This is a genomic window from Desulfosporosinus orientis DSM 765, from assembly GCF_000235605.1.
Classification (GTDB): Bacteria; Bacillota; Desulfitobacteriia; order Desulfitobacteriales; family Desulfitobacteriaceae; genus Desulfosporosinus; species Desulfosporosinus orientis.
Genome location: NC_016584.1, coordinates 3,777,625 through 3,798,589, shown reverse-complemented (window position 1 = coordinate 3,798,589; position 20,965 = coordinate 3,777,625). Strand labels below are relative to the sequence as shown.

Below are 20,965 nucleotides of genomic sequence, written 5' to 3'. Positions count from 1 at the left end.
CACTGGTTGGCTGGCATAGTGCAGTTCGTTATGTTGCCGAAATCATTGTCATACGACTCTAATGTGCACATAAATTGGGAAGGATTTATTTTGAATGATGGTTAAAAGGATGTCGGCTAAGACGCCGCGGGTTGAGGTACCTCTGCCTTCCAAAAGCGAAGTGGAAAAATATAAGCGGCATTGGGAGACCTTAGAGAGTTATCTTTTTCAGGAGAAAGCTTTGGAGAAACTTTTCCTAAAGACTTATCCCAACAATACGGATATAAACGATGTTCTGATAAAGGTTGCAGTCTTGAATGATTTCTACAGTACCAATATCTTCTTTCCCTTTCAGGTTGCCAAACATATTTTTAGTTTGAAAATTGATGACAGGCTTCAGGCGGAGGATATGACAGTGGTCAACGATATCGCTAAAGTGACAATGGACAATGGGACTGTGAAAAACTTTTATTCCTTTGCCACGAAATACTGCAGTCATCACAAGCCTCTTGATTTTCCCATCTACGACAGTTATATAGATCGGATGCTCCGCTATTTTCGGGATGCCGATGGTTTCTTTCACTTCAGTAATCTTGATTTAAAACATTATCGGGATTTTAAGAAGGTCTTGGTTCAGTTCAGAGAGTTCTATAGTCTCGCAGACTATACCTTGCAGGAAATTGACAGGTACCTTTGGCTGTTAGGAAAGGAGAAGTTTCCGAAAAACTATTAATCAGCCGATATTCCTAGTTGCTGGGAACCTGATCATTTGTTATGATTTAGGAAAGCTAAAATTTAGCTTTTATACTACAGCAATTTATTATAAAATGTTGTAAGAAGATTAGCCTAGGGATTTAGCAATTTCTATTTAACTTACAAGGAGAAAAAAATGGGAAAAACAATAGCTGAGAAAATATTTGATGCACACAGGGTGGATATGCCGTTTCCTGATACTCATGTTTTAAAATTGGATAGAGTTTTTTGTCACGAAATTACCACGCCCATTGCTATCACTGATCTTATGGCCAGAGGTATGGACAGAGTCTATGATCCTACGAAAATAAAAGCAGTCATAGACCATGTAACCCCTGCCAAAGATTCAAAAACCGCCGAACAGGGGAAGATTCTGCGGGATTGGGCGAAACGACATGGTATCAAGGACTTTTTTGACATTGGCAGAAATGGCGTTTGTCATGCCATATTCCCGGAAAAAGGATTTGTAAGACCGGGGTATACCGTGATTATGGGAGATTCCCACACATGCACCCATGGTGCCTTTGGCGCTTTTGCTGCAGGGGTGGGAACCACTGACCTGGAAGTAGGTATTCTTAAAGGTGTGTGTGCTTTTCATTTTCCCAAAACCATCAAAATTGTGCTTAAGGGCACCTTGCAGCCGGGGGTTTATGCCAAGGACCTGATCCTTTTCATTATTAAAGAGCTGACGGTCAACGGGGCAACTAATATGGTCATCGAATTTACCGGGCCTGTGGTTGACGCCATGTCAATGGAATCACGTATGACCCTCTGCAACATGGCCATTGAAGCCGGCGGCACTTGTGGAATATGCTACCCGGATATGACAACGGTGAATTATCTCTGGGACTTTATCAAAGACGAATTCAGCACCAAGGAAGAGGCTTTGCAAGAATACTCGAAATGGACTTCCGATGCGGATGCTGCGTATGAAAAAGTCTATGAATATGATGTTACAGATTTAGGGCCTATGGCTACTTTTGGCAATAAGCCCGACCAGGTTAAAACCGTTGCTGAAATGTCAGGTACAGCAATCGATCAGGTTTATATTGGAAGCTGTACTAATGGCCGTATTGAAGATTTGAGAATTGCGGCAAGTATTCTTAAAGATAAAAAAATAAGTGATGACGTACGGGCCATTGTCAGCCCGGCAACTCCGGCGATATTTAATATGGCCTTGAAAGAAGGATTAATTGAGATTTTTCAAAATGCCGGTTTTTGTGTTACCAACCCGACTTGCGGAGCTTGTCTGGGTATGAGTAATGGGGTCCTTGCCAGTGGTGAGGTTTGTGCTTCCACAACCAACCGGAATTTTAACGGCAGAATGGGCAAAGGCGGTACCGTTCACCTGATGAGTCCTGCTACGGCTGCAGCCTCAGCTATCGAAGGAAAAATAACAAATTCACAATTGTATAAAGTATGAGTAGCGGAGGGAACAATGAAAGAATTTAGCGGAAAAGTCTTATTTCTGGATAGAAGTGATATCAATACCGACGAAATCATTCCGGCCAAGTATCTGACTGAAATCACGAAAGAGGCCTTGAAACCTTATTTGTTGGAGGATTTGTCTCTTTCCGGCTTTAACAATAAAGAGGATATTAAAGACAAAGCAGTCATTGTCACCAGAGCCAATTTCGGTTGTGGCTCTTCCCGGGAGCATGCTCCCTGGGCTTTGGAGGTTAATGGCATTAATGTTGTGATTGCGGAAAACTTTGCGAGGATATTCAGACAGAATATGTATAATTGCGGTATGTTTGCCATAGAGCTGTCAAAGGAAAAGATTGACTATCTTTTTGAGAACTATGCAGGAAAAGATACATCAATAGCTATTGACTTTGAGAAGGATAAGATCATCCTAACTTCAGGGGATCGAACAGATGAGATTGATTTTAAAGTCGGCGACTTTGACAAAACCCTCGTTAAAGAAGAAGGCTGGGTTGGTTACGCTGATAAAAACTATTAATTCCAAAGTATTATCAGCTTGATAGTGCATAAAAATACTTTATGTAAAATTGGCGGTCCGGTTCCAAATTCAAGAAGAACCGGACCGTTTGTTTTTCTATGATCAGGAATTTACAATTCCCTTACAATATTGCCAAGAGGCATAGAGCTGTATTAGACTTTCGGACAGATCGGGGTGGAACATCATTTTACTTTAGGTGTCCAGGTATTACCCGATAATAAATTAGGCAATACCTAAGGCCAAAGAGTCTGGGTGCTGCCTATTATTATGTCGATATCAAAAACGATCATTTGATCTGACAGAATAGTGATTAATAGTGACATATAAAGATAAGTGTTCATAATATGACTGGAAAGGAGCGTAGCTATGGATAAACCAACGATTAAGTGGATCGGTTCTCCTAACTTCAGCAGCCCAAAGGGTTATAAGATTATTGGCATTGTAAACCACATTATGGAAGGGACTTTAGTTGGTACTGACGCGTGGTTTACCAATCCTGCGAGTAAAGTGAGTTCTCATTTTGGAGTGGGGAAGCAGGGCGAAATCCATCAGTATGTTGATCTCAAAAACCACGCTTGGGCCAATGGCAGTGTTAATAATCCCGATTGGCCATTGCTTATTCCGGGAGTTAATCCAAATTATTATACAGTTTCAGTGGAACATGAAGGAAAAAGCGGAGATGTGATGCCGGAAACACAGTACCAGGCTACACTTGCTTTACAGCGTTGGTTAATAGAGATTTTAGGAATTACGGCAACTAAGGATACGATTATCGGGCATAACCGGATTGATTCCGTGAATAAATCAAGATGTCCGGGAACAGGGTTCCCATGGGATCGCCTGTTAAAAGATTTACAAGGAGGAGATAATGTGCTGAAAGTTGCTGTCTTATTATATACTAAGGAAGATTTTTGGGCAGGGTACGATGTTGCCGTCAAAAATGGCAATTGTGCGATGTTTATAAGGCCGGCCGATCTCTCAGTACCTGCTGAGGCCCAAAATGCTGAAACCTTAATTGTGGTGGGCGGCTCCACGACCAATCATCCTAATGAAGTTCTGCTCAGCGGCAAGGACAAATATGAAACGGCTGCTGCGGTGGCAAAGTACCTGGGGTAAAGTTTTCTGCCTAAATTATACAGGGTTATATAGGGCAATTTTGAAGCAGGTCTAAGCCTGCTTTTCTGTATTGGAGTACTCTCATTTTATCGAGTCAATTCTTTGAAGGAATTAGACGTTTATAGTGGAATAATAACCATTAGTAACGTACTTAAGATAGATTGATACGTCAAGTTATTAGTATAAGGAGGCAATGTCATGGATCACTTACGTGCACCCGAGCTTTTTATTGCTCAAGATGGACGATGGTACGCAGATGGTGTGCTGATGACTAAAAAGGAAATAGTCCAGTTATTTGCTTCTCATCTAAAGAAAGATGAGCATAATAATTATCACATACATTGGCAGAATCATTTATATCCTGTGGAGGTGGAGGATGCTCCGTTTTTCGTTCAATCCGTAATCCATGAGAATGGTCAGCCTACGATTCTCCTTTATGATGGGCGAAAATTACCGCTGCCTGAGGGGAAGATTATTATGAAAAACAGTATTCCCTATACCTCGCTATTTTGGCTTTGTGATACGAAACTTTCCCGCCCTTCCTATAGTGAGTTGTGTAAAAATCTGATTGAGCGGGATGGGCGTTATTTTATCAAATACGGCGATAATGAATGGCTTGTTGAAGAGTAGCAGTAAGACCTAGTCAAGATGACTGGGAGATTTTTTGACGTTAGTTCCTTGCTCCCACAGGGAATCAGCCACATCACCCCAGGATACTGACAGGTTATAAACCTTTTCCGTTAATTCTTCTACGGTTTCCATATCCAGTTGTTGAGTAGAATGGGCCCCTGATTTATTCACCATCATGGCTAATTTATCTGGATTATCCAGCAAAGGGCAAGGCCGTAAATGGTTTTGATTGAAAGGTTGATTTTCACGATATTGTTCAAATAAAGGTGATTTTAAAGCATTCAATAGTGAAGAATCTTTAATGTTAAGATTTGAATAATGGATAAAGGCACACGGTTCAACATCTCCATGAGCATTAATATGAAAATAATTGCGTCCTCCGGCAATACAACCTTTTGTGTATTCTCCGTCATTCCAAAAATCCAGGGCAAATAAAGGCTTAGTATTTCTTATTTCTCTGATGCGGTGATACATATACTCCCGCTGATGCGGCAGGGCAACTAATTCCATTGCAGCTGTTTTGCCAAGAGGAATATAGGTGAAGTACCAGGCGAAAAGGCTCCCTTTTTCAATCATTAGGTCTACGAACTCATCAGAGGCGACAGCATCAATATTTTTTCTATGATAACAGCAGGAATAACCGAAGCCAGCCCCAGCTTCTTTCATTAAATCCATAGACTTGATGACTTTATCATAGGTACCTATACCTCGGCGCATATCCGTTGCATTACCTATTCCTTCAATACTGAAGGCCAGAACAAAATTGCCAACTCGAACTAACTCTCGGGTAAAATCTTCGTCAACCAAGGTACCATTGGTAAAGGCCAGGAAAGCACAGTCTTGATGTTTTTCCGCTAAAGCAACTAAATCAGTTTTTCTTAACAGGGGTTCTCCGCCGGAGTAAATATACATAAAAATACCTAATTCTTTGCCTTGCTCTATGATGTGGTTGAGTTCAGCGAAAGATAAAGAATCTTGGTGACTGTATTCACTCGCCCAACAGCCAATACAATTCAGATTACATGATGAAGTAGGATCCATCAATATAGCCCAAGGGATATTGCAATCCTGTATTTTAGCAGTTTTTAGTGCTTTCTCGCGTCCAAATAGAGTGGCTTTAATGAAAAAATTTGTCAGGAATTTATTGCGAACATTAGGAGCAATTTGTGTAAATACTGTTTTGAAGATCTTATTATGACTACTGGAAGGATCATCGACATACTTCTGAAAATTGCTTATGACTTTTTGGTGATCTTCATCAGTGGTAATCTTGCCGATCCAATGTAATAACCTGCGCATACTCTCAAGATCATTTATTTCAGCGTAATGTAAGGCTCGTTTAAAGACAAAGGTATAAATGATTTCCTTTATTTTGCCCATATGCTTTACCCTCCTTCAGCAAAGGTCTGGTATGAGAATGACCTCTATGGTTAGCATTGGAACTTATTTTGAGTATATAATATGAACTTATCATCAAGGAAAGACATTTAAATACTGGAAAAGATAATGGTTAAACTTCAGTGAAACCATAAATATGAAATAAAGCCATTCAAACTCAAAGGAGCATTAGACGCTGAAAATGCTCAAAATAAGTTTCAAGTGTATTAGGTGACTGGGCGAAGTGTGGTTAATTAGGTAGATTAAAACCCCGGCGGCTATGATTGTCGTCTGGGTTTGTTTAAAGGTGTTAAATTTAACTAGCTTAAGTACACTGGTGAGGTAATTAAATGATTCTCATGCTTAGCTAACATAAATAAATCATTGACAAGGGTTTGCATATATAAGGTTGTAGACTGTACTTTTCAAAATAGTAATTGCATGCAAACATTAATTTTTAAGCAGTATTTTACGATAAACTATATGAGAGTCTTTATAATTTAGGCGAAGGGGGTGAATTTGTGCGCATTAATCATAACGTAAGTACTATGAATACCTATCGCTCATATGCACTGAATAGTTCTCAGTCACAGAAATCGATGGGGAAATTATCATCTGGATTAAGAATCAATTCTGCTGCGGATGATGCCGCAGGATTATCTATTTCAGAAAAAATGCGTGCCCAGATCCGTGGTATGAATCAAGCCCGCCGTAATATTCAAGACGGCATTTCCTTATTGTATGTAGCTGATGGCAGCTTAGGGGAAGTGCATTCTTTACTGCAAAGAGGCCGTGAACTTTCGGTCCAAGCGGCAAATGGTACGTTAACTACTTCAGATAAGCAAAATCTTCAACAAGAAATAGGTCAAATCGTATCAGGAATAGACCGAATTGCCAATAATACTGAGTTTAATACTATCAAAATTTTAAATGTGCCGTCATCAAACAGCCAAGATGCTCAAATTATCAATGGGCTGCAAAGCTCCTGGCTGCAGCAGGGCGAAGCACGCATTCTTGCGCAGTATGGCCTCTCCGGGGATGGACAAAGTTTGCAGATCGTCATGGATTATACCCCCCAGCCCTATTTAGCCGCCGTTTCTTATAATATAGATGGCTCAGGGAAAGCCATTAATGAACAACTGCATATTGACGTTAGTGCTTTTACCCCAGCTACGCTTCCGAACGGCGGGACTGCGCCTGTTTATGATGATCGGATTATTGCTCATGAGTTAGTTCATGCTATCATGGGACGTTCGATGAACTTCGCCGCTCTGCCAACTTGGTTCAAAGAAGGTACGGCAGAATTCATTCACGGTGCGGATGAAAGGTTATTTGCTGACTCAGCGGGAGGAACTAATTTCGGGGCGGTAGTCGGCGAATTTAGCAGTTGGGAAGGAACGAGTATTGATTATTCAGCCGCCTATGCCGCGGTGCGCTATATGCATGACCGTATAAAGGCAAGCGGTGGAACTGGAATCAAGGATATCATGACCTACCTTAGCGCCAACCCAAGTGCTACGCTGGACGACGCCATTATCAATGACCCTCATCATGCCTTCGCTAACCTAGCGGACTTTAATACCCAGTTTGCAGCTAATGGAGCTGCGTATATGGCGGGGATGAACCTTACCAATACTGATACAGGTGCGATCGGCGGAGCGGATGCTGATGGCGGGGCCGTCTTAGATGCAGCCTCTGTTATCCCCGATACCGTAAATCTAACCAGTGACCCATTGGTAGGATTCTCCGAAATTTGGCCTGGTTCAATACCCAGCGGCTTGTCAGACTTAAAAGTCCAATTAGGGGCTAATACGGGTAATGCATTGACTATAACCTTAGTTGATGTGCGCAGTACAGTATTGGGATTATCAAATGTCGATTTAGTTAATCAAGCCGATACGGCTATTACTAGCTTTGACTCTGCTATCCAAAATGTTTCTGCTAAAAGGGGCGGTTTTGGAGCCTTACAAAATCGTCTAGAACATGCTATTGTGGTAGCGGGAAATAGTGCGGAGAACCTAACTGCCAGTGAGTCCCGTATTCGAGATGTTGATATGGCCAAAGAAATGATGGTATTTACTAAAAGCAATATCTTAACTCAAGCTGCATCAGCTATGTTGGCCCAAGCCAATCAGCTGCCGCAAGGAGTTATGCAGTTGCTCAGAGTCAGCTAGACTATTTAGGATTAGCTTAAAAGTTCCCATACTGTTTGGAGAATAGTTTGCGTATACCCTTTAACCTGGTTGTTTTTTTAAGAAACTACAAAAAACACCCTCATTCGCTAAAAAGCGTCTGAGGGCTTATTAATGACAAGTTTCTTGAAGGTCACTGAAATAATTATCGGTAGTCTGCTACAAGCGAGGCAATACATTTAACGCATTGGGGATCACTACGTTGACATGGGGCGTTGGAATTAAATTGATACTAAAAAGGCTCTATATGGCGTTGATGCCAGGTTTTTAAAGTTTACCTAACTGGACAAGTTTTTCAGCCAGTTTAGATATTTGATTTAAGACTTTGGTTAGCTCAGTGACACCTTGAGCTTGGGATTCACTGACCATAGCTAATTGACTGACAGACTCGACTAGACGATTAACGGAGGATTGTACTTCAAGAACATCTTGTTCAATCGTTATTGCCGAATCCTTTGTAACGTCTGCAAGCTTCCTAATCTCTTCAGCAACAACCCCAAAACCTCGGCCATTTTCTCCTGCTCGTGCAGACTCTATGGAAGCATTAATTCCTAGTACGTTGCTTTGGTGGGAAATCTTTTTTATGGATGAGGTTATATCAGAAACATGATGAATATCCTGTTTGACGTGTAAGGTTTCATCATCCATAGTTTTAGCAGTGGCAGCCAGTTCTTGGCTTTGGGCCGAAAGGCTTTCAGCAGATGCATAAATTTCTTCAATTGAGGATAATATTTCTTCACCGATTTCTAATAAAGCATTGTATTTTTCAGTAGAGATGACAATCGTAATTACTCCTGCTAAAGTTCCGTCATCATCAATGGGGCTGCTAATGGCAAGATAAGGTATTGAAAACTGTGATTTTTCTTTAGGAACATATGCGATTGTTCTCTCGCCCGATTGTAGCACTTTATAGGTGATTGTGCTTTTGTATTTCTCAGTAGTATCTCCAGTCCTTACCCCTAAATTCAGTCTGGGATTATTATTAGCTGCTAAAACTTGTTCATGATTTACGACAAAGACAGAAATATCTTGTTCGTACCATTCTTGCATGAAAGGTGCGATAGATACTACATGATCAATCTTCATAAAAGAGCCTCCAATCATAGTTGAGTTATGAATTGATATAAAGAATTGATGATTTTGTTAAAGAGTTCCAGTTTAAATTTCGACATTAATTGATATAATCCTTTTTTATAATTCAAATAGGCACCCGGTTTAAGAGACCGGGTGCCTGCAAAGTTTTTAAGGAGAAAGGTTATTCAAAGGCTTATTTAAAGTTTATTTCTAACTTGTCGATAGCTTGCTTCAATAACAAAGGACACAACCACCATAATAATCAGCACCCAAATTTCCGAGGGGGCTTCTCTGGCTGTTTGCCATACCAGGATCGCCAGAGCTGCAAAGCACAAAAGCATACCGGCTAGTGATATTCCCCGGCGACTATGGGTCTTTTCGAAAAGACGATAGTTTGCATAGTTAACAGCTCCAAAGATGATTAGAAAGCCTGCACTGCCCATGGTCGAAATACTGGATAAGTTAAAAAAGTTTGCCACTATCAAAGTTAAACCTGAAGTAATAAAAAGCCCTTCAAGAGGTTGCTGCCAAATCTTTTTTTCCAGTACTGCCGGCAATTCACCTTCTTTAGCTATGGTATAGCTTACTCTGGAGGCACCGTATAAGGTAGCATTAATGGCTGAGGCCGTTGACAGGAGTGCTGCAATTGTAATGAGAGTATATCCAAAACTGCCTAAGAAGGGTTTAGCTGCAGCAGCTAAAGCATAATCTTGAGCGGTTATAATTTGATCGACGGGTAAATTGCCGAGGGTCACTACAGCAATAGCCACATATAAAAGGATTACAAATCCTACGGCAGTATAATAGGCTTTGGGAATGGTCTTGCCGGGATTACGCATTTCCCCGGCTGCGTTTGCTATGAGCTCAAAACCCTCATAGGCTAAAAAAATAATCATACCTCCGGCAATCAATTGGAAAGGATCTGTCCATGTTGACGGCTGTATAGCTTGCATATTAGTGCTTGCTAAGCCTGCAAAAATAAATAAAACTAAAATGATTATCTTAAAACCTACAATCCATTCTTCCCATTCCCCGATCACTTTGGCATTTAATAGATTTAAACAAGTCAGGAGAATAACGATACCGCTAATTAAGACATGTTTCCAAATGAGTTGTGATGCTTCAGGAAAAAACATTGCACCATAACTTCCAAAGGCATAGGCATACAGTGAAAGCATGATAACATAGCTCAACCAAAGCAAAATATTAAGTCCGCCTGCAGCTAATCCGGAGCCAAAGGCCTGATTTAAAAATTCGACTGTACCGCCTCGACTTGGGTAGGCAACCGACAATCTAGCATAAGAGTAGGATGTTACAAGAGCGACTAATCCGGCGATAGCAAAGGCAATAGGCGTACCGCCTTTAGCGAACTTAACAGCTAGTCCAAGTACTGCAAAAATACCTCCGCCAACCATACCGCCTATACCAATAGAAACCACTGACCAATAACCAATAGACTTTTCTCTAACTGACGAATCGTCCATTTTGACCTCACCATCTGACGTTTATTTTTATCATAGCACAAGTTCGCTTCTCTTGTCAGACCTTCATTTCGAAAAGGCGTGTAGGATTCTTAGTCATAGTCTATGGCTTTAGATAAGGTTGCAATGGCCAATTGCAGCTGCTCTTCAGTGGGTTCAGCAGTGACAATGTAGTTTTGAATGAGTTCCGCAATTCGGGATATTGGCAAGTAACCTTTGCTGCGAGAATTCCAATAAAATAGTTCATAACCAATAGATAAGGCCAAGACAAATAGGTACAGCGGAATTGTCTCAAAAGATAGTAAAATGACAATGGGCATCAATAGTACAGCCAAATGGGTTCCACATCGTTCGCTTACTCTGCTGGCAGCTTTCACCGTACTTAAAGAGAGACTTTTTCCATTGGTATAGATATTGAACGCTTTATGTTCAGCTCCGTGAAACTGCCAAAGGGGCTTTAAGAGAAATACCATGATAAAGAAAAATCCCAATAGACCCAGCCAGGACCAGAAGGATTCAGAAATGAAACTATCATTCCAAGGCACCAGCCAATCCCAGGGAATAGCGAACAGAAGGATCATAAGGAGAAACGTCTTTAGATTAAGCTTCGCCAGCTTAGAGATGCCTCTCAAAAAAGGGACTTTGTCCATGGCAGAGAATATTTGCAGGCAGGGTAAGGGTTGAACTTTGATCGATAAACTCCCTTTGGACAGAGTTCCGCGTACGACATGTGTATCGGTGGCAAAAGTAATCCCATTAATATGAGCCCGCCCGCCAATAACTGCCATTTGCAATACCCCCAGTTGATCTAATGAAGAATGATTCTTTTCATGGTTTCTATAACTTTGTCTATGTCCTCAACGGATACTCCATAGTTTGTCACGAAGCGGTACTCGCCATCCTCTTGGCCGTTTATTTTTATCCCCGCATTATGCAAACCGGCGACAAGAGCTGACTCGCTGATAACCGATTCTGGCAGAGTAAAAAATACCATATTGATATCTAAGCGATTTCGATAGACATGGCATGATTCGATTTCTTCCAGCCGATTAGCCAGATAACGGGCATTTTTATGGTCTTCACCTATTCTTGAGACCATTTTAGTTAAGGCAATAATTCCAGCCGCTGCCAGGACACCTGCTTGGCGAAGTCCTCCGCCCATCAGTTTTCGATTTTTGCGGGCTTTAGCAATAAAGTGGTGTCCCCCGACCAAGAGCGAGCCAACGGGAGCGCCTAACCCTTTGGATAAGCAGACATTGACTGAATCTGCACAAGCAGTAAGCTCTTTAACATCCACGTCCAGAGCTGCTGCACCGTTAAAAATGCGGGCTCCGTCGATATGAACCGGAATATTCTTAGATTTAGCCAGGCGATATACGGCTCTCAAAGTTTCTAAAGGAACGGCAGTCCCGGATGAATGAGCATTTTCCATACAGATAAGCCCGGTATTGGGGAAATGAATATCCATACCCCGTATCATTTTCTCCAGCTGACTAATCGTTACATCACCCAGGCTGGTAGGAAAGGATCTGGTTTGAACGCCGGATAGTACAGCTGCCCCCCCAACCTCGTGCATGAGGATATGGCATCCTTCTCCCACAAGTATTTCATCGCCGCGTTGGGTATGAGACATAATAGCCACTTGATTGCCAAAAGTCCCGGAAGGAACAAATAGCGCAGCCTCTTTTCCCAAGATTTCACTGGCTAATAATTCTAAGCGGTTCACAGTTGGGTCATCACCATAGACATCATCCCCAACCTCTGCCTGAGCCATCGCTTGACGCATTTCTTCCGTAGGGTGCGTTACGGTATCACTTCTAAGATCAATCCACATTATTTTCATGTCTCCTTTATACACACTATCAATAGTAGGTTGCTATATTCTTACAGTCGAATTTTAATCTTGTTACTTACACCATTATAACAAATCTAAAAAACCAAATGGAATACTCCACTATATGTCTCTAGTCTTAATGAATGGCCACATTGTTAAAAATAATGTGGCCATCTTTAATGCCCAAAATAACATAAATTTGAAGAGATTGAGAACAATAGTATGGTCAGAATGATTTGGCAGATGGAGGTAGACAATATGACAGTTGCTTCTCAAGTTAAACAGACTCTAGCAAGTTTGAAAGGGGCACGTGGAACCTTAAGGGTATATAGTACTCAAACGAGAGATCAAGCGGCAAGGTCTATGTATACAGATGCAATCGAAGTGACTAGCTCAATCATTGATGATCTGGCAAGTCGATTGCAGAATCTTGAATATGAAGAGCCTCAGTATAAAGGAAACTAAAAGGCAGGTATATATATGCAGGAAATGACACTGATTCTTTTTAAATCCATTGCTTTATTTTTTTTAGTTTGGGCTGCAGTTAGGCTAATGGGCAAACGAAATATGAGCCAGATTAATCCTTTTAGCTTTATTAGTTATATCGTAATAGCTATTGTTGCGACTCTAACTTCAATAAATCTTGTCAATATATCGATTGGTTTTACCACATTACTCATATGGGTAGTGTTTTCTATTGTATTAGATTATCTCTCAATCAAGAGCAGGCTTATGCACCAGTTAATTAATGGAAGAGAAGCAGTGTTAATAAAACATGGCAAGATCATGGAAGAAAATCTTATGCGTGTACGAATGACAGGAGAAGACCTTTTAGCACAACTCCGTTCTAAGAATGCATTTAACATGGCCGATGTAGAATTTGCGGTAATGGAGACCAACGGCACCATAAATCCTTATTTAAAATCAGACAAAAAACCGGTTACCTTGCACGACCTTGAAAAAAATTCCGCACCTCAAGCGGAACCTCAAACTGTAATCTTAGATGGAAACATGTTGGAAGAACCTCTGGCGTCCTTAGGCCTTAACCCGCAGTGGCTTACAACTGAACTAGATAAAATGGGAGTCTCCCTGGAGAACGTATTTCTCGGACAAGTTGACTCATCGGGGGACTTATACCTAGACCTTTTTGACGATGCCGTTGAACTCCCTCAGCCAAAGGTCAAAGAAATGCTTTATGCCACCCTTGAAAAAGTACAGGCTGATCTAGTAACGTTTACCTTGCAAACAGAAGATAAGAAAGCTAAGAAAATGTATTCAAAAAATCAGCAAAAGCTTGAAGATCTTCTTAACAAATTACGTCCCTACTTGTTACATTAAGAGGTGCTGTATGTCAATTAAAAAGAAAAAAAAGCTTACGCCTATCCAGCAAGAATACCAGCAATTTGCTCAAGCAAGAGAGCCTAAACGACCGATTCTATATAACTGTATAAAGGCATTTTTTATTGGTGGTCTAATATGTACATTAGGTCAAGGAATACAAATGGTCTTTATTAAGTATTTTCATTTTTCTCAAGAAAAAGCAGGTAATCCTACCGTGGCAGTTATTATTATCATAACTGTTTTGTTAACAGGCTTGGGCGTTTTTGATCATATTGCCCAATATGCCGGGGCAGGCACGGTGATTCCAATTACGGGTTTTGCTAATACTATGGCTTCAGCTGCCATTGAGCATCAAACTGAAGGATATGTACTGGGAGTCGGAGGTAATATGTTTAAGCTGGCAGGACCGGTGATTGTTTATGGTGTCTTCTCAGCGTTTGTCGTTTCTCTAGTCGTGATAAGTTTAAGAGCATTGGGTGTGATGTAATTGTTAAAAGGTCATCAAACATGGGTTTTTGAGTCAAAACCTACGGTTATAGCATCAGCTGCAGTGGGTGGCCCCTATGAAGCCAAAGGTCCCCTTGCTCCTGATTTTGACCTCCTCCATGAAGATATCCGACTTGGCCAGGATAGCTATGAAAAAGCAGAACAAAAACTCCAAGAACAGGCTTGTGAGACAGCCATTAGAAAGGCCAATATGAAAAAGGAAGATGTTCAATTTCTTCTGAGTGGAGATTTGATCAACCAGATCGTTCCGAGCAGCTTTTCTGCTCGTACCTTATCCATTCCTTTTCTAGGACTTTATGGTGCTTGCTCTACCTCTATGGAAGGGTTATCATTGGCGTCTCTTCTTGTTGATAGTAAATCTGCTAAGAATGCTTTAGTATGCGTGTCCAGTCATAATGCGGCTTCTGAAAAACAGTACCGATATCCAACAGAGTATGGCTCCCAAAAACCGCCTACAGCCCAATGGACCGTAACCGGCTCCGGCGCCGCTCTAGTTTCTAAGCAAGGAAAAGGTCCTAAAGTGACGGCATCAACCATCGGGCGTGTAATTGATATGGGCCTAACTGACCCTTTCAATATGGGTGCAGCAATGGCTCCCGCAGCAGTGGATACCCTTGAAGCACACTTTAGGGATTTAGATCGAGACCCTAGCTACTATGACCTCATTGCCACAGGTGATCTTGGCAGAGTGGGACATAGAATAGCTGGTGACTTATTAAAGCATCATGGTATCGACATGCCTGAAGAGCTTCTTACAGATTGCGGTATTTTAATATACCACGAGGATCAGCCTGTCGTTTTGGCAGGGGGAAGTGGGTGTGGGTGCGCTGCTGTAACGACCTTTGGGCACTTTTTTAATCGAATGCGTAAGGGGGAATTAAGAAAGATTTTAATTGTTGCTACGGGTGCTCTGCTTTCTCCAATGTCCTTCCAACAGAAAGAAAGTATTCCTTGTGTAGCCCATGCCGTGAGCATAGAGATCTAAAGGAGATGTTTAAGTATGGAAAAGTTTTTATGGGCTTTCATAGTGGGTGGTTTAATTTGCGTTATCGGACAACTATTGCTCGATGGATTAAAACTGACACCTGCTCATACGACAAGTACATTAGTTGTTGTGGGAGCAATACTCGGCGGCTTAGGTCTATATGAACCTCTTGTGAAATTTGCTGGTGCCGGAGCAACGGTGCCTATTAGCAGTTTTGGCAATTCTCTAGTAAAGGGTGCTTTAAAAGAATTTGAAACGTCTGGTCCAACAGGGGTTCTAACCGGTATCTTTCAGATTACCAGTGCTGGTATCTCCGCTGCAATCATCTTTGCTTTCTTGGGAGCGCTTGTCTTTAAACCTAAAGGTTAACGTTTTATATCTTACGAAGGAGGTGATAACATGACTGTCGGAACCCAAATGCAACAAGCTATTGCAACAGTTCAAAACGCTGCTGCCACTATGAAGACATTTTCTTTGGAAACTCAGGATCAGCAAGCTAAAAAAACCTTTGAAGAGCTTGCCCAGACCTTTGATTCAGCTCTGAATGTGTTAAAGGGAAGAGAGAAGTACATCCAAAATCAAGAACCCCAGTATAAACAGTAAGTGAAACCAAAAAGAGCAGGCTTTCTGCTCTTTTTGGTTTTTCATCCTTCATATTCCCATAACGGATAGGTTTCGTAAGGCCACCAGGAGGAATTTTTACCTTAGTCCCTTATCATAGGGTATACCCTCTGCTTTAGGGGACCTTGATTTTTTAGATGTAAACGCTAGAACAACCATGGTTGCAATATAGGGCAGCATTTTGTAATAGGTTTGATTGATGTTCAAGGCATCTAAGAAGGGGATTAGGGCAACGGAATAGGCCACTGTACGCAGGAATGCGAAGAATAATGCGGCGAGTAAAATCTTAAAGGGCTTCCATTGTCCGAAAATCATAACAGCAAGAGCAAGGAAGCCAAATCCTGCAACCCCTGTATGTCCGTTAGTGTTCCCGTTCATAACACCAACTGCATAGAAAAATCCGCCAATACCTCCAAGGATACCGGAAAGGCTCACACCTGCATAGCGCATGAAGTAGACATTTATTCCGACGGAGTCGGCTGCCTGGGGATGTTCGCCGCAGGCGCGTAGGCGGAGACCAAACTTCGTTTTATAAAAGACAATAGACGATAGGATAAGCAACAAAATGCCAATGTACACGCTAATATACGTGTTTTGGAAAAAAAGTTTACCGAGTATTGGCACTTGGCTTAGTGAGGGTACTTCTTTAATGTAAAAGTTCTTGTTTGTCGTAATACCGTCGCTATTAAAAAACATTTTCGAGAACAAAAGAATTGCCGCTGGAATTAACATATTCAGTGCAGTACCAGTGATCGTTTGGTCTGCTTTCATAGTTACAGCTGCGAGGGATAATAACAACGAATATAAGAATCCTGCAGCCGCTGCAACGAGCATACCCAGAAGCAATATTACCTGTGCATCGATGGGGGTACTCTGCACAAAGTAAACAAACAGGCAGCCGAAAAATGCACCGAACAGCATGATACCTTCAAGGGCAATATTGATGACACCGCTGCGTTCACTAAACATACCACCCAGGGCCACTAAAAGCAGTGGGATGGCAACAGGAAGCGTATTCTGAATCAGATAATAAAATGTATCCATTATTTACACCTCCTCCTTTAGATCAGCAGGCAGTATTTTTGGGGGGTGTTTTTTGAAAAGCTTTTTAACAAGGTTAGCGAGAGTGGCATTCATTAACATGGCAAATGCTGAAAAATAAATTATTACCGCAATCACGACATCAATAATTTCCGGCTTATAACCGTAGAGGCTTGCCAGAGTGCCGCCGCGTTGAATGTGTGATACAAAAAGGGCAGAAAAGATTATTCCGATAGGGCTGGAGTTGCCTAAGAGTGCTACGGCTATACCATTAAAACCGTTTGCAGCAATGACGTTTATGGGCTCATAGGTCATACTGCTGCCAGCAATGGTCGAAGGTGCTAAAATAGCAAATGCTCCGCCAAGTCCTGCCATAGCTCCCGCAATGACCATGGTGAGGATAATATTTCGCTTTCCATTCATACCTGCGTAGGTGCTGGCATGCTTGTTGAAACCCGTTGCTTTAAGTTCATAGCCAAAGGTGGTTTTGTTTAAAACAACTGATAAAATTATGGCCAAGATAATGGCAATGATAATAGAAAGATTAACGCTGGAATTAGTGATACCAAGAGCCGGCAATTGTGCTGACGCAGGAAGGTAAGCGGTTCTGGTTTTCGAGGAAATATACATTGTTGAGTTTCCCTGAATTAGCATATCGACCAGATACATCCCGATATAGTTGAACATAATTGAGGTAATAACTTCATTAACATTCAGCAATGCTTTAAATACACCAGGAATTAGCCCCCAAAGCATACCGCCGGCCATACCGGCTAAAACACAGACAAACCAATGGACACTATCTGGGGGTTTCCACATAAACCCTACATATAAGGCAAAGAACATTCCCATTGTATATTGCCCCGAAGCTCCAATGTTGAATAACCCCATTTTAAAGGCAAACCCTACAGCCAAGCCTGTCATCAAGATGGGAGTTGCATAATAAAATACATCACCAATACGCTTGAAACCACCAATTAGCAACATCTGAAAGCCTGAAAAAGAGTTAGCAGGACTGGCAATAGTCATAATCATAAATCCAAAAATAAGGCCCAGCAATATAGCAAGAAGCGCTGCGGTAAATGCCGAAAAACTTTTGCTTGATAAATTTTTACTAAATAATGTTTTTGAGGTAGAAACTGTATCATCCTGCATTCTCATTCTCCTTTGCAGTACTGCGTTTGGCGCCTGACATATAAAGGCCAAGTTCATGAACAGTGGTCGTCTTTGCGTCCAGCTCACCAACTATTTCGCCTTCATACATTACAAGAATACGATCGCTTAAATTCATAACCTCCTCCAGCTCGAGAGATACCAGCAGAACAGCCTTACCGGCATCACGTCTTGCGACAAGTTGTTTGTGAATGTATTCGATAGCGCCAATATCCAGACCACGAGTAGGTTGTACTGCAATTAGCAGCTCATGTTCTTTGTCAATTTCCCGAGCAAGAATTGCTTTTTGCTGGTTTCCCCCCGACATGCTTCGCACGGGAGTAATCGGCCCTTGCCCACTGCGAACATCATATTGCTTTATCAACTTTTCCGCATATGAGCGAACTGCATCGCTTCTAATAAATCCTAAATGCTGAAACTCAGGCTGCCAGTATTGCTGCAGGACCAGATTTTCTTCCAATGTATAATCAAGTATGAGGCCATACTTATGACGATCCTCCGGAATATGGCTCATGCCCGACATTGAACGCTTACGGATAGTCTCTTTTGTAATATTCCTGCCGCAAAGAGTGATACTTCCGCTGCTTATTTTTTCAAGGCCTGTAAGCGCCGAAACAAACTCGGTTTGGCCATTTCCATCGATGCCGGCAAGACAAACAATTTCCCCTGCCCGGACATCGAAACTAACATTTTTCACAGCATTGTTTCTATGAAGCTTGGAGGAAACTATAATATCTTTTACAGAAAGAACAATATTGCCAAGTTCCTTAGTTTTTTTATCTACCTTGAAGCTTACTTCTCGACCGACCATCATTTTTGACAGTTCTTCCTTAGTAGTATCTTTTATTGTAACGTCACCAATAAATTTGCCCTTGCGCAGTACTGTACAACGATCGGCAACAGCCATAATCTCATTTAATTTATGGGTAATAAATAAAATTGATTTACCTTCTCTTGCAAATCCCCGCATTATTTCCATAAGCTCATCGATTTCCTGCGGGGTTAAAACTGCGGTTGGTTCATCAAAAATCAGAATATCATTTTCACGATACAGCATTTTCAAAATCTCTACACGTTGCTGCATTCCAACTGAAATCTTTTCAATGAGTGCATCCGGGTTTACCTCGAGTCCGTACTGTTTACTAAGTTTAATAACCCTTTTTTGAGCTTCCTTCTTTTGTAAAAAACCCATCTTATTTGGTTCAACGCCTAAAATAATATTTTCAAGAACCGTAAAAATATCGATAAGCTTAAAGTGTTGGTGTACCATGCCAATGCCTATATCATTAGCGTCATTAGGATTATTAATTTTTACAACTTTGCCATTCTTTCTGATTTCGCCCTTTTCGGGTTGGTATAAGCCAAAAAGAATACTCATTAGTGTCGATTTGCCGGCACCGTTTTCCCCTAAAAGGGCATGAATTTCACCCTTTCTTAAACGTAGGGTGATATTATCATTGGCTATAATGCCCGGAAATTCTTTAGTTATATTGAGCATTTCAATAATGTAATTTTCCATAATTAACCTCTTTTGTTTTTAAGTTAATATACAGAAAGGGGAAGGGGATATGCTTTCCCTTTCCCCTTTAAAGGGCTTCAGGTAAAGATCCTAGGCAAAATACTATAGGATCAGTTATCTTACCTTTACGGCAACCTTTGAAAGTTTTAAACCAGATACAAGCTCATCAGCTGTTGCATAACCGTTAGGATCAGCAACCTTGATGGTACGGACAGGATCGACTGAATTGTCGGCTAGTGATGCATAGACAGCGTCGTAGTCTTTTTTAGTGAAGGATTTGAATCGGTCAAACGCATTGCCATTTTCTTCACCAATGACAGTTGTGGGAAGGCCAACACCGTTGTTAGATGCATTGAAGTATGTAGATTTCCCAGCGAAGGTGCTCCAGCTGTTAGTCTTATAGATAGAATCAAGTACCTGTATTACGGAAGCCCCAAGGCCTTTGGTTGCAGATGTGATAACAGTTTCGCTGTCATATCTCTGATCGACGTCAACCCCGATAACCTTTTTACCAGCTTCTGCTGCTGCCGACATAACACTCTTACCTACGGAACCGCCGCAAGCAAAGATAACCTCGGTACCTTCTTGATACATGGTTTTTGCTGTAGCCTTATTAGTATCAGTTTCTGCAAAATCACCCGTATAATGATAAGTCACAGAAATTGAACCTTCAGGAAGACCCAATTTAACCGCAGCAGCCTCTGCGCCCTGCAAATAGCCATAGCCGAATGCCTGAACAGCAGGTACGGCCATACCTCCCATAAAGCCTAACTTCGTCATGCCGTCCATAACTGCAGCATAACCGGCAAGATAACCAGGTTCTTCTTCTGAGTACAATATGCTTGCAACATTTTCATTCGTTTTAAAGGTTTTGTAATCGGCAGTATGAGGTGTTCCATCTAAGAGGATGAATTTTACTTCCGGGTACTTAGTTTGTGCTTCGTAGATCGGAACCTCAAACAGATAACCTGGAGTTACAACAACCTTTGCGCCACCGGTGACAGCTAAATCGATAGCTGCAAGATAGCCTGCGTCTGAAGCTTCTTCAGGCTTGTAATACTTGTGGGAAATTTTGTTTTCCTCCGCAAATTTAACAACGCCTTCCCACGCACCTTGGTTAAAGGACTTGTCATCGATGTTGCCTTTGTCGGTAATCAGAGCGATTTCGAAGCCTTTACTTGATTCACCGCCTGTGCTGGCTGTACCCCCGCAGCCTGTAACCATTGTGACGCATAACAACAGAACCAATAGTATTGCCGAAAGTCTTTTCATGAATGCTCCCCCTCCTAATATTTCTATACTGATAAAATACTACCAAAAGTATTTTATCATCCTTATATTAATTTACAACTATTTTCAGATAATTATAATTTGGGGCA

21 protein-coding genes are annotated in these 20,965 nt (G+C 41.5%); 12 read left to right on the top strand and 9 right to left on the bottom strand.

Annotation, left to right across the window (positions count from 1 at the left end; genetic code table 11):
* Nucleotides 1-94 precede the first annotated feature (94 nt).
* The 5 genes from DESOR_RS30365 to DESOR_RS17845 all read left to right on the top strand — a co-directional run bounded on the left by DESOR_RS30365 (nucleotide 95) and on the right by DESOR_RS17845 (nucleotide 4,441).
* Nucleotides 95-712 carry a hypothetical protein gene (locus DESOR_RS30365; protein WP_014185982.1) on the top strand — a complete coding sequence of 206 codons (618 nt, stop codon included), beginning with the start codon at nucleotides 95-97 and terminating at the stop codon, nucleotides 710-712.
* Nucleotides 713-868: 156 nt separating this feature from the next.
* Nucleotides 869-2,155 (top strand): 3-isopropylmalate dehydratase large subunit, encoded by a 1,287-nt coding sequence (locus tag DESOR_RS17860; protein WP_014185981.1) that lies wholly within the window; start codon nucleotides 869-871, stop codon nucleotides 2,153-2,155.
* A 15-nt stretch (nucleotides 2,156-2,170) separates the two neighbouring features.
* Nucleotides 2,171-2,695 carry a 3-isopropylmalate dehydratase small subunit gene (locus DESOR_RS17855; RefSeq protein ID WP_014185980.1) on the top strand — a complete coding sequence of 175 codons (525 nt, stop codon included), beginning with the start codon at nucleotides 2,171-2,173 and terminating at the stop codon, nucleotides 2,693-2,695.
* 366 nt (nucleotides 2,696-3,061) lie between these two features.
* A complete protein-coding gene (locus tag DESOR_RS17850) occupies nucleotides 3,062-3,811 on the top strand; it encodes an N-acetylmuramoyl-L-alanine amidase (RefSeq protein WP_014185979.1) in 750 nt (249 codons plus the stop codon).
* Between the two features lie 198 nt (nucleotides 3,812-4,009).
* Nucleotides 4,010-4,441: a DUF1285 domain-containing protein gene (locus DESOR_RS17845; protein ID WP_014185978.1), complete on the top strand. Its 432-nt coding sequence runs from the start codon at nucleotides 4,010-4,012 to the stop codon at nucleotides 4,439-4,441.
* A 9-nt stretch (nucleotides 4,442-4,450) separates the two neighbouring features.
* On the opposite strand, the gene DESOR_RS17840 is transcribed toward DESOR_RS17845, so the two are convergent.
* Entirely contained in the window at nucleotides 4,451-5,821 is a 1,371-nt protein-coding gene (locus tag DESOR_RS17840; protein ID WP_014185977.1) for a radical SAM/SPASM domain-containing protein, read from the bottom strand.
* A gap of 518 nt (nucleotides 5,822-6,339) precedes the next feature.
* Between DESOR_RS17840 and DESOR_RS29430 the strand changes: the two genes are divergently transcribed.
* Entirely contained in the window at nucleotides 6,340-7,992 is a 1,653-nt protein-coding gene (locus DESOR_RS29430; protein ID WP_014185976.1) for a flagellinolysin, read from the top strand.
* A 285-nt stretch (nucleotides 7,993-8,277) separates the two neighbouring features.
* Here the strand turns inward: DESOR_RS29430 and DESOR_RS17830 are convergent, their stop codons facing one another.
* From DESOR_RS17830 to ltaE, 4 genes are all read right to left on the bottom strand, one after another.
* Nucleotides 8,278-9,096, bottom strand: coding sequence for a methyl-accepting chemotaxis protein (locus tag DESOR_RS17830; RefSeq protein ID WP_014185975.1), 819 nt, complete (start codon nucleotides 9,094-9,096; stop codon nucleotides 8,278-8,280).
* A 185-nt stretch (nucleotides 9,097-9,281) separates the two neighbouring features.
* Nucleotides 9,282-10,568: an APC family permease gene (locus DESOR_RS17825; RefSeq protein WP_014185974.1), complete on the bottom strand. Its 1,287-nt coding sequence runs from the start codon at nucleotides 10,566-10,568 to the stop codon at nucleotides 9,282-9,284.
* An 89-nt stretch (nucleotides 10,569-10,657) separates the two neighbouring features.
* Complete coding sequence (locus tag DESOR_RS17820) at nucleotides 10,658-11,353, bottom strand: DUF1385 domain-containing protein (protein WP_014185973.1); 696 nt, start codon at nucleotides 11,351-11,353, stop codon at nucleotides 10,658-10,660.
* Nucleotides 11,354-11,373: 20 nt separating this feature from the next.
* The gene (ltaE, locus tag DESOR_RS17815; RefSeq protein ID WP_014185972.1) at nucleotides 11,374-12,399 is read right to left on the bottom strand and encodes a low-specificity L-threonine aldolase; all 1,026 of its coding nucleotides are present in this window, start codon (nucleotides 12,397-12,399) and stop codon (nucleotides 11,374-11,376) included.
* Between the two features lie 258 nt (nucleotides 12,400-12,657).
* On the opposite strand from ltaE, the gene DESOR_RS17810 reads away from it, so the two are divergent.
* The 6 genes from DESOR_RS17810 to DESOR_RS17785 are packed head-to-tail and all read left to right on the top strand — an operon-like array spanning nucleotide 12,658 to nucleotide 15,835.
* Nucleotides 12,658-12,864 carry a DUF1657 domain-containing protein gene (locus tag DESOR_RS17810; protein ID WP_014185971.1) on the top strand — a complete coding sequence of 69 codons (207 nt, stop codon included), beginning with the start codon at nucleotides 12,658-12,660 and terminating at the stop codon, nucleotides 12,862-12,864.
* Between the two features lie 15 nt (nucleotides 12,865-12,879).
* A complete protein-coding gene (locus tag DESOR_RS17805; protein ID WP_014185970.1) occupies nucleotides 12,880-13,737 on the top strand; it encodes a DUF421 domain-containing protein in 858 nt (285 codons plus the stop codon).
* A 10-nt stretch (nucleotides 13,738-13,747) separates the two neighbouring features.
* Nucleotides 13,748-14,227, top strand: coding sequence for a stage V sporulation protein AC (spoVAC, locus tag DESOR_RS17800; RefSeq protein WP_014185969.1), 480 nt, complete (start codon nucleotides 13,748-13,750; stop codon nucleotides 14,225-14,227).
* A complete protein-coding gene (gene spoVAD, locus DESOR_RS17795) occupies nucleotides 14,228-15,232 on the top strand; it encodes a stage V sporulation protein AD (RefSeq protein ID WP_014185968.1) in 1,005 nt (334 codons plus the stop codon).
* Nucleotides 15,233-15,247: 15 nt separating this feature from the next.
* On the top strand, nucleotides 15,248-15,601 hold the full coding sequence (gene spoVAE, locus DESOR_RS17790; RefSeq protein ID WP_014185967.1) for a stage V sporulation protein AE: 354 nt from the start codon (nucleotides 15,248-15,250) through the stop codon (nucleotides 15,599-15,601).
* Between the two features lie 30 nt (nucleotides 15,602-15,631).
* Nucleotides 15,632-15,835 (top strand): DUF1657 domain-containing protein, encoded by a 204-nt coding sequence (locus DESOR_RS17785; RefSeq protein ID WP_014185966.1) that lies wholly within the window; start codon nucleotides 15,632-15,634, stop codon nucleotides 15,833-15,835.
* A 96-nt stretch (nucleotides 15,836-15,931) separates the two neighbouring features.
* Here DESOR_RS17785 and DESOR_RS17780 read toward each other — a convergent pair whose 3' ends face one another.
* The 4 genes from DESOR_RS17780 to DESOR_RS17765 form a co-directional block, all read right to left on the bottom strand.
* Nucleotides 15,932-16,897 carry an ABC transporter permease gene (locus DESOR_RS17780; protein WP_014185965.1) on the bottom strand — a complete coding sequence of 322 codons (966 nt, stop codon included), beginning with the start codon at nucleotides 16,895-16,897 and terminating at the stop codon, nucleotides 15,932-15,934.
* A gap of 3 nt (nucleotides 16,898-16,900) precedes the next feature.
* Nucleotides 16,901-18,049 (bottom strand): ABC transporter permease, encoded by a 1,149-nt coding sequence (locus tag DESOR_RS17775; RefSeq protein WP_014185964.1) that lies wholly within the window; start codon nucleotides 18,047-18,049, stop codon nucleotides 16,901-16,903.
* A complete protein-coding gene (locus DESOR_RS17770) occupies nucleotides 18,039-19,586 on the bottom strand; it encodes an ABC transporter ATP-binding protein (protein ID WP_014185963.1) in 1,548 nt (515 codons plus the stop codon). Before DESOR_RS17770 ends, DESOR_RS17775 begins: the two co-directional genes overlap by 11 nt.
* Before the next feature lie 114 nt (nucleotides 19,587-19,700).
* Nucleotides 19,701-20,858 (bottom strand): BMP family lipoprotein, encoded by a 1,158-nt coding sequence (locus DESOR_RS17765; RefSeq protein WP_014185962.1) that lies wholly within the window; start codon nucleotides 20,856-20,858, stop codon nucleotides 19,701-19,703.
* Nucleotides 20,859-20,965: the final 107 nt, after the last annotated feature.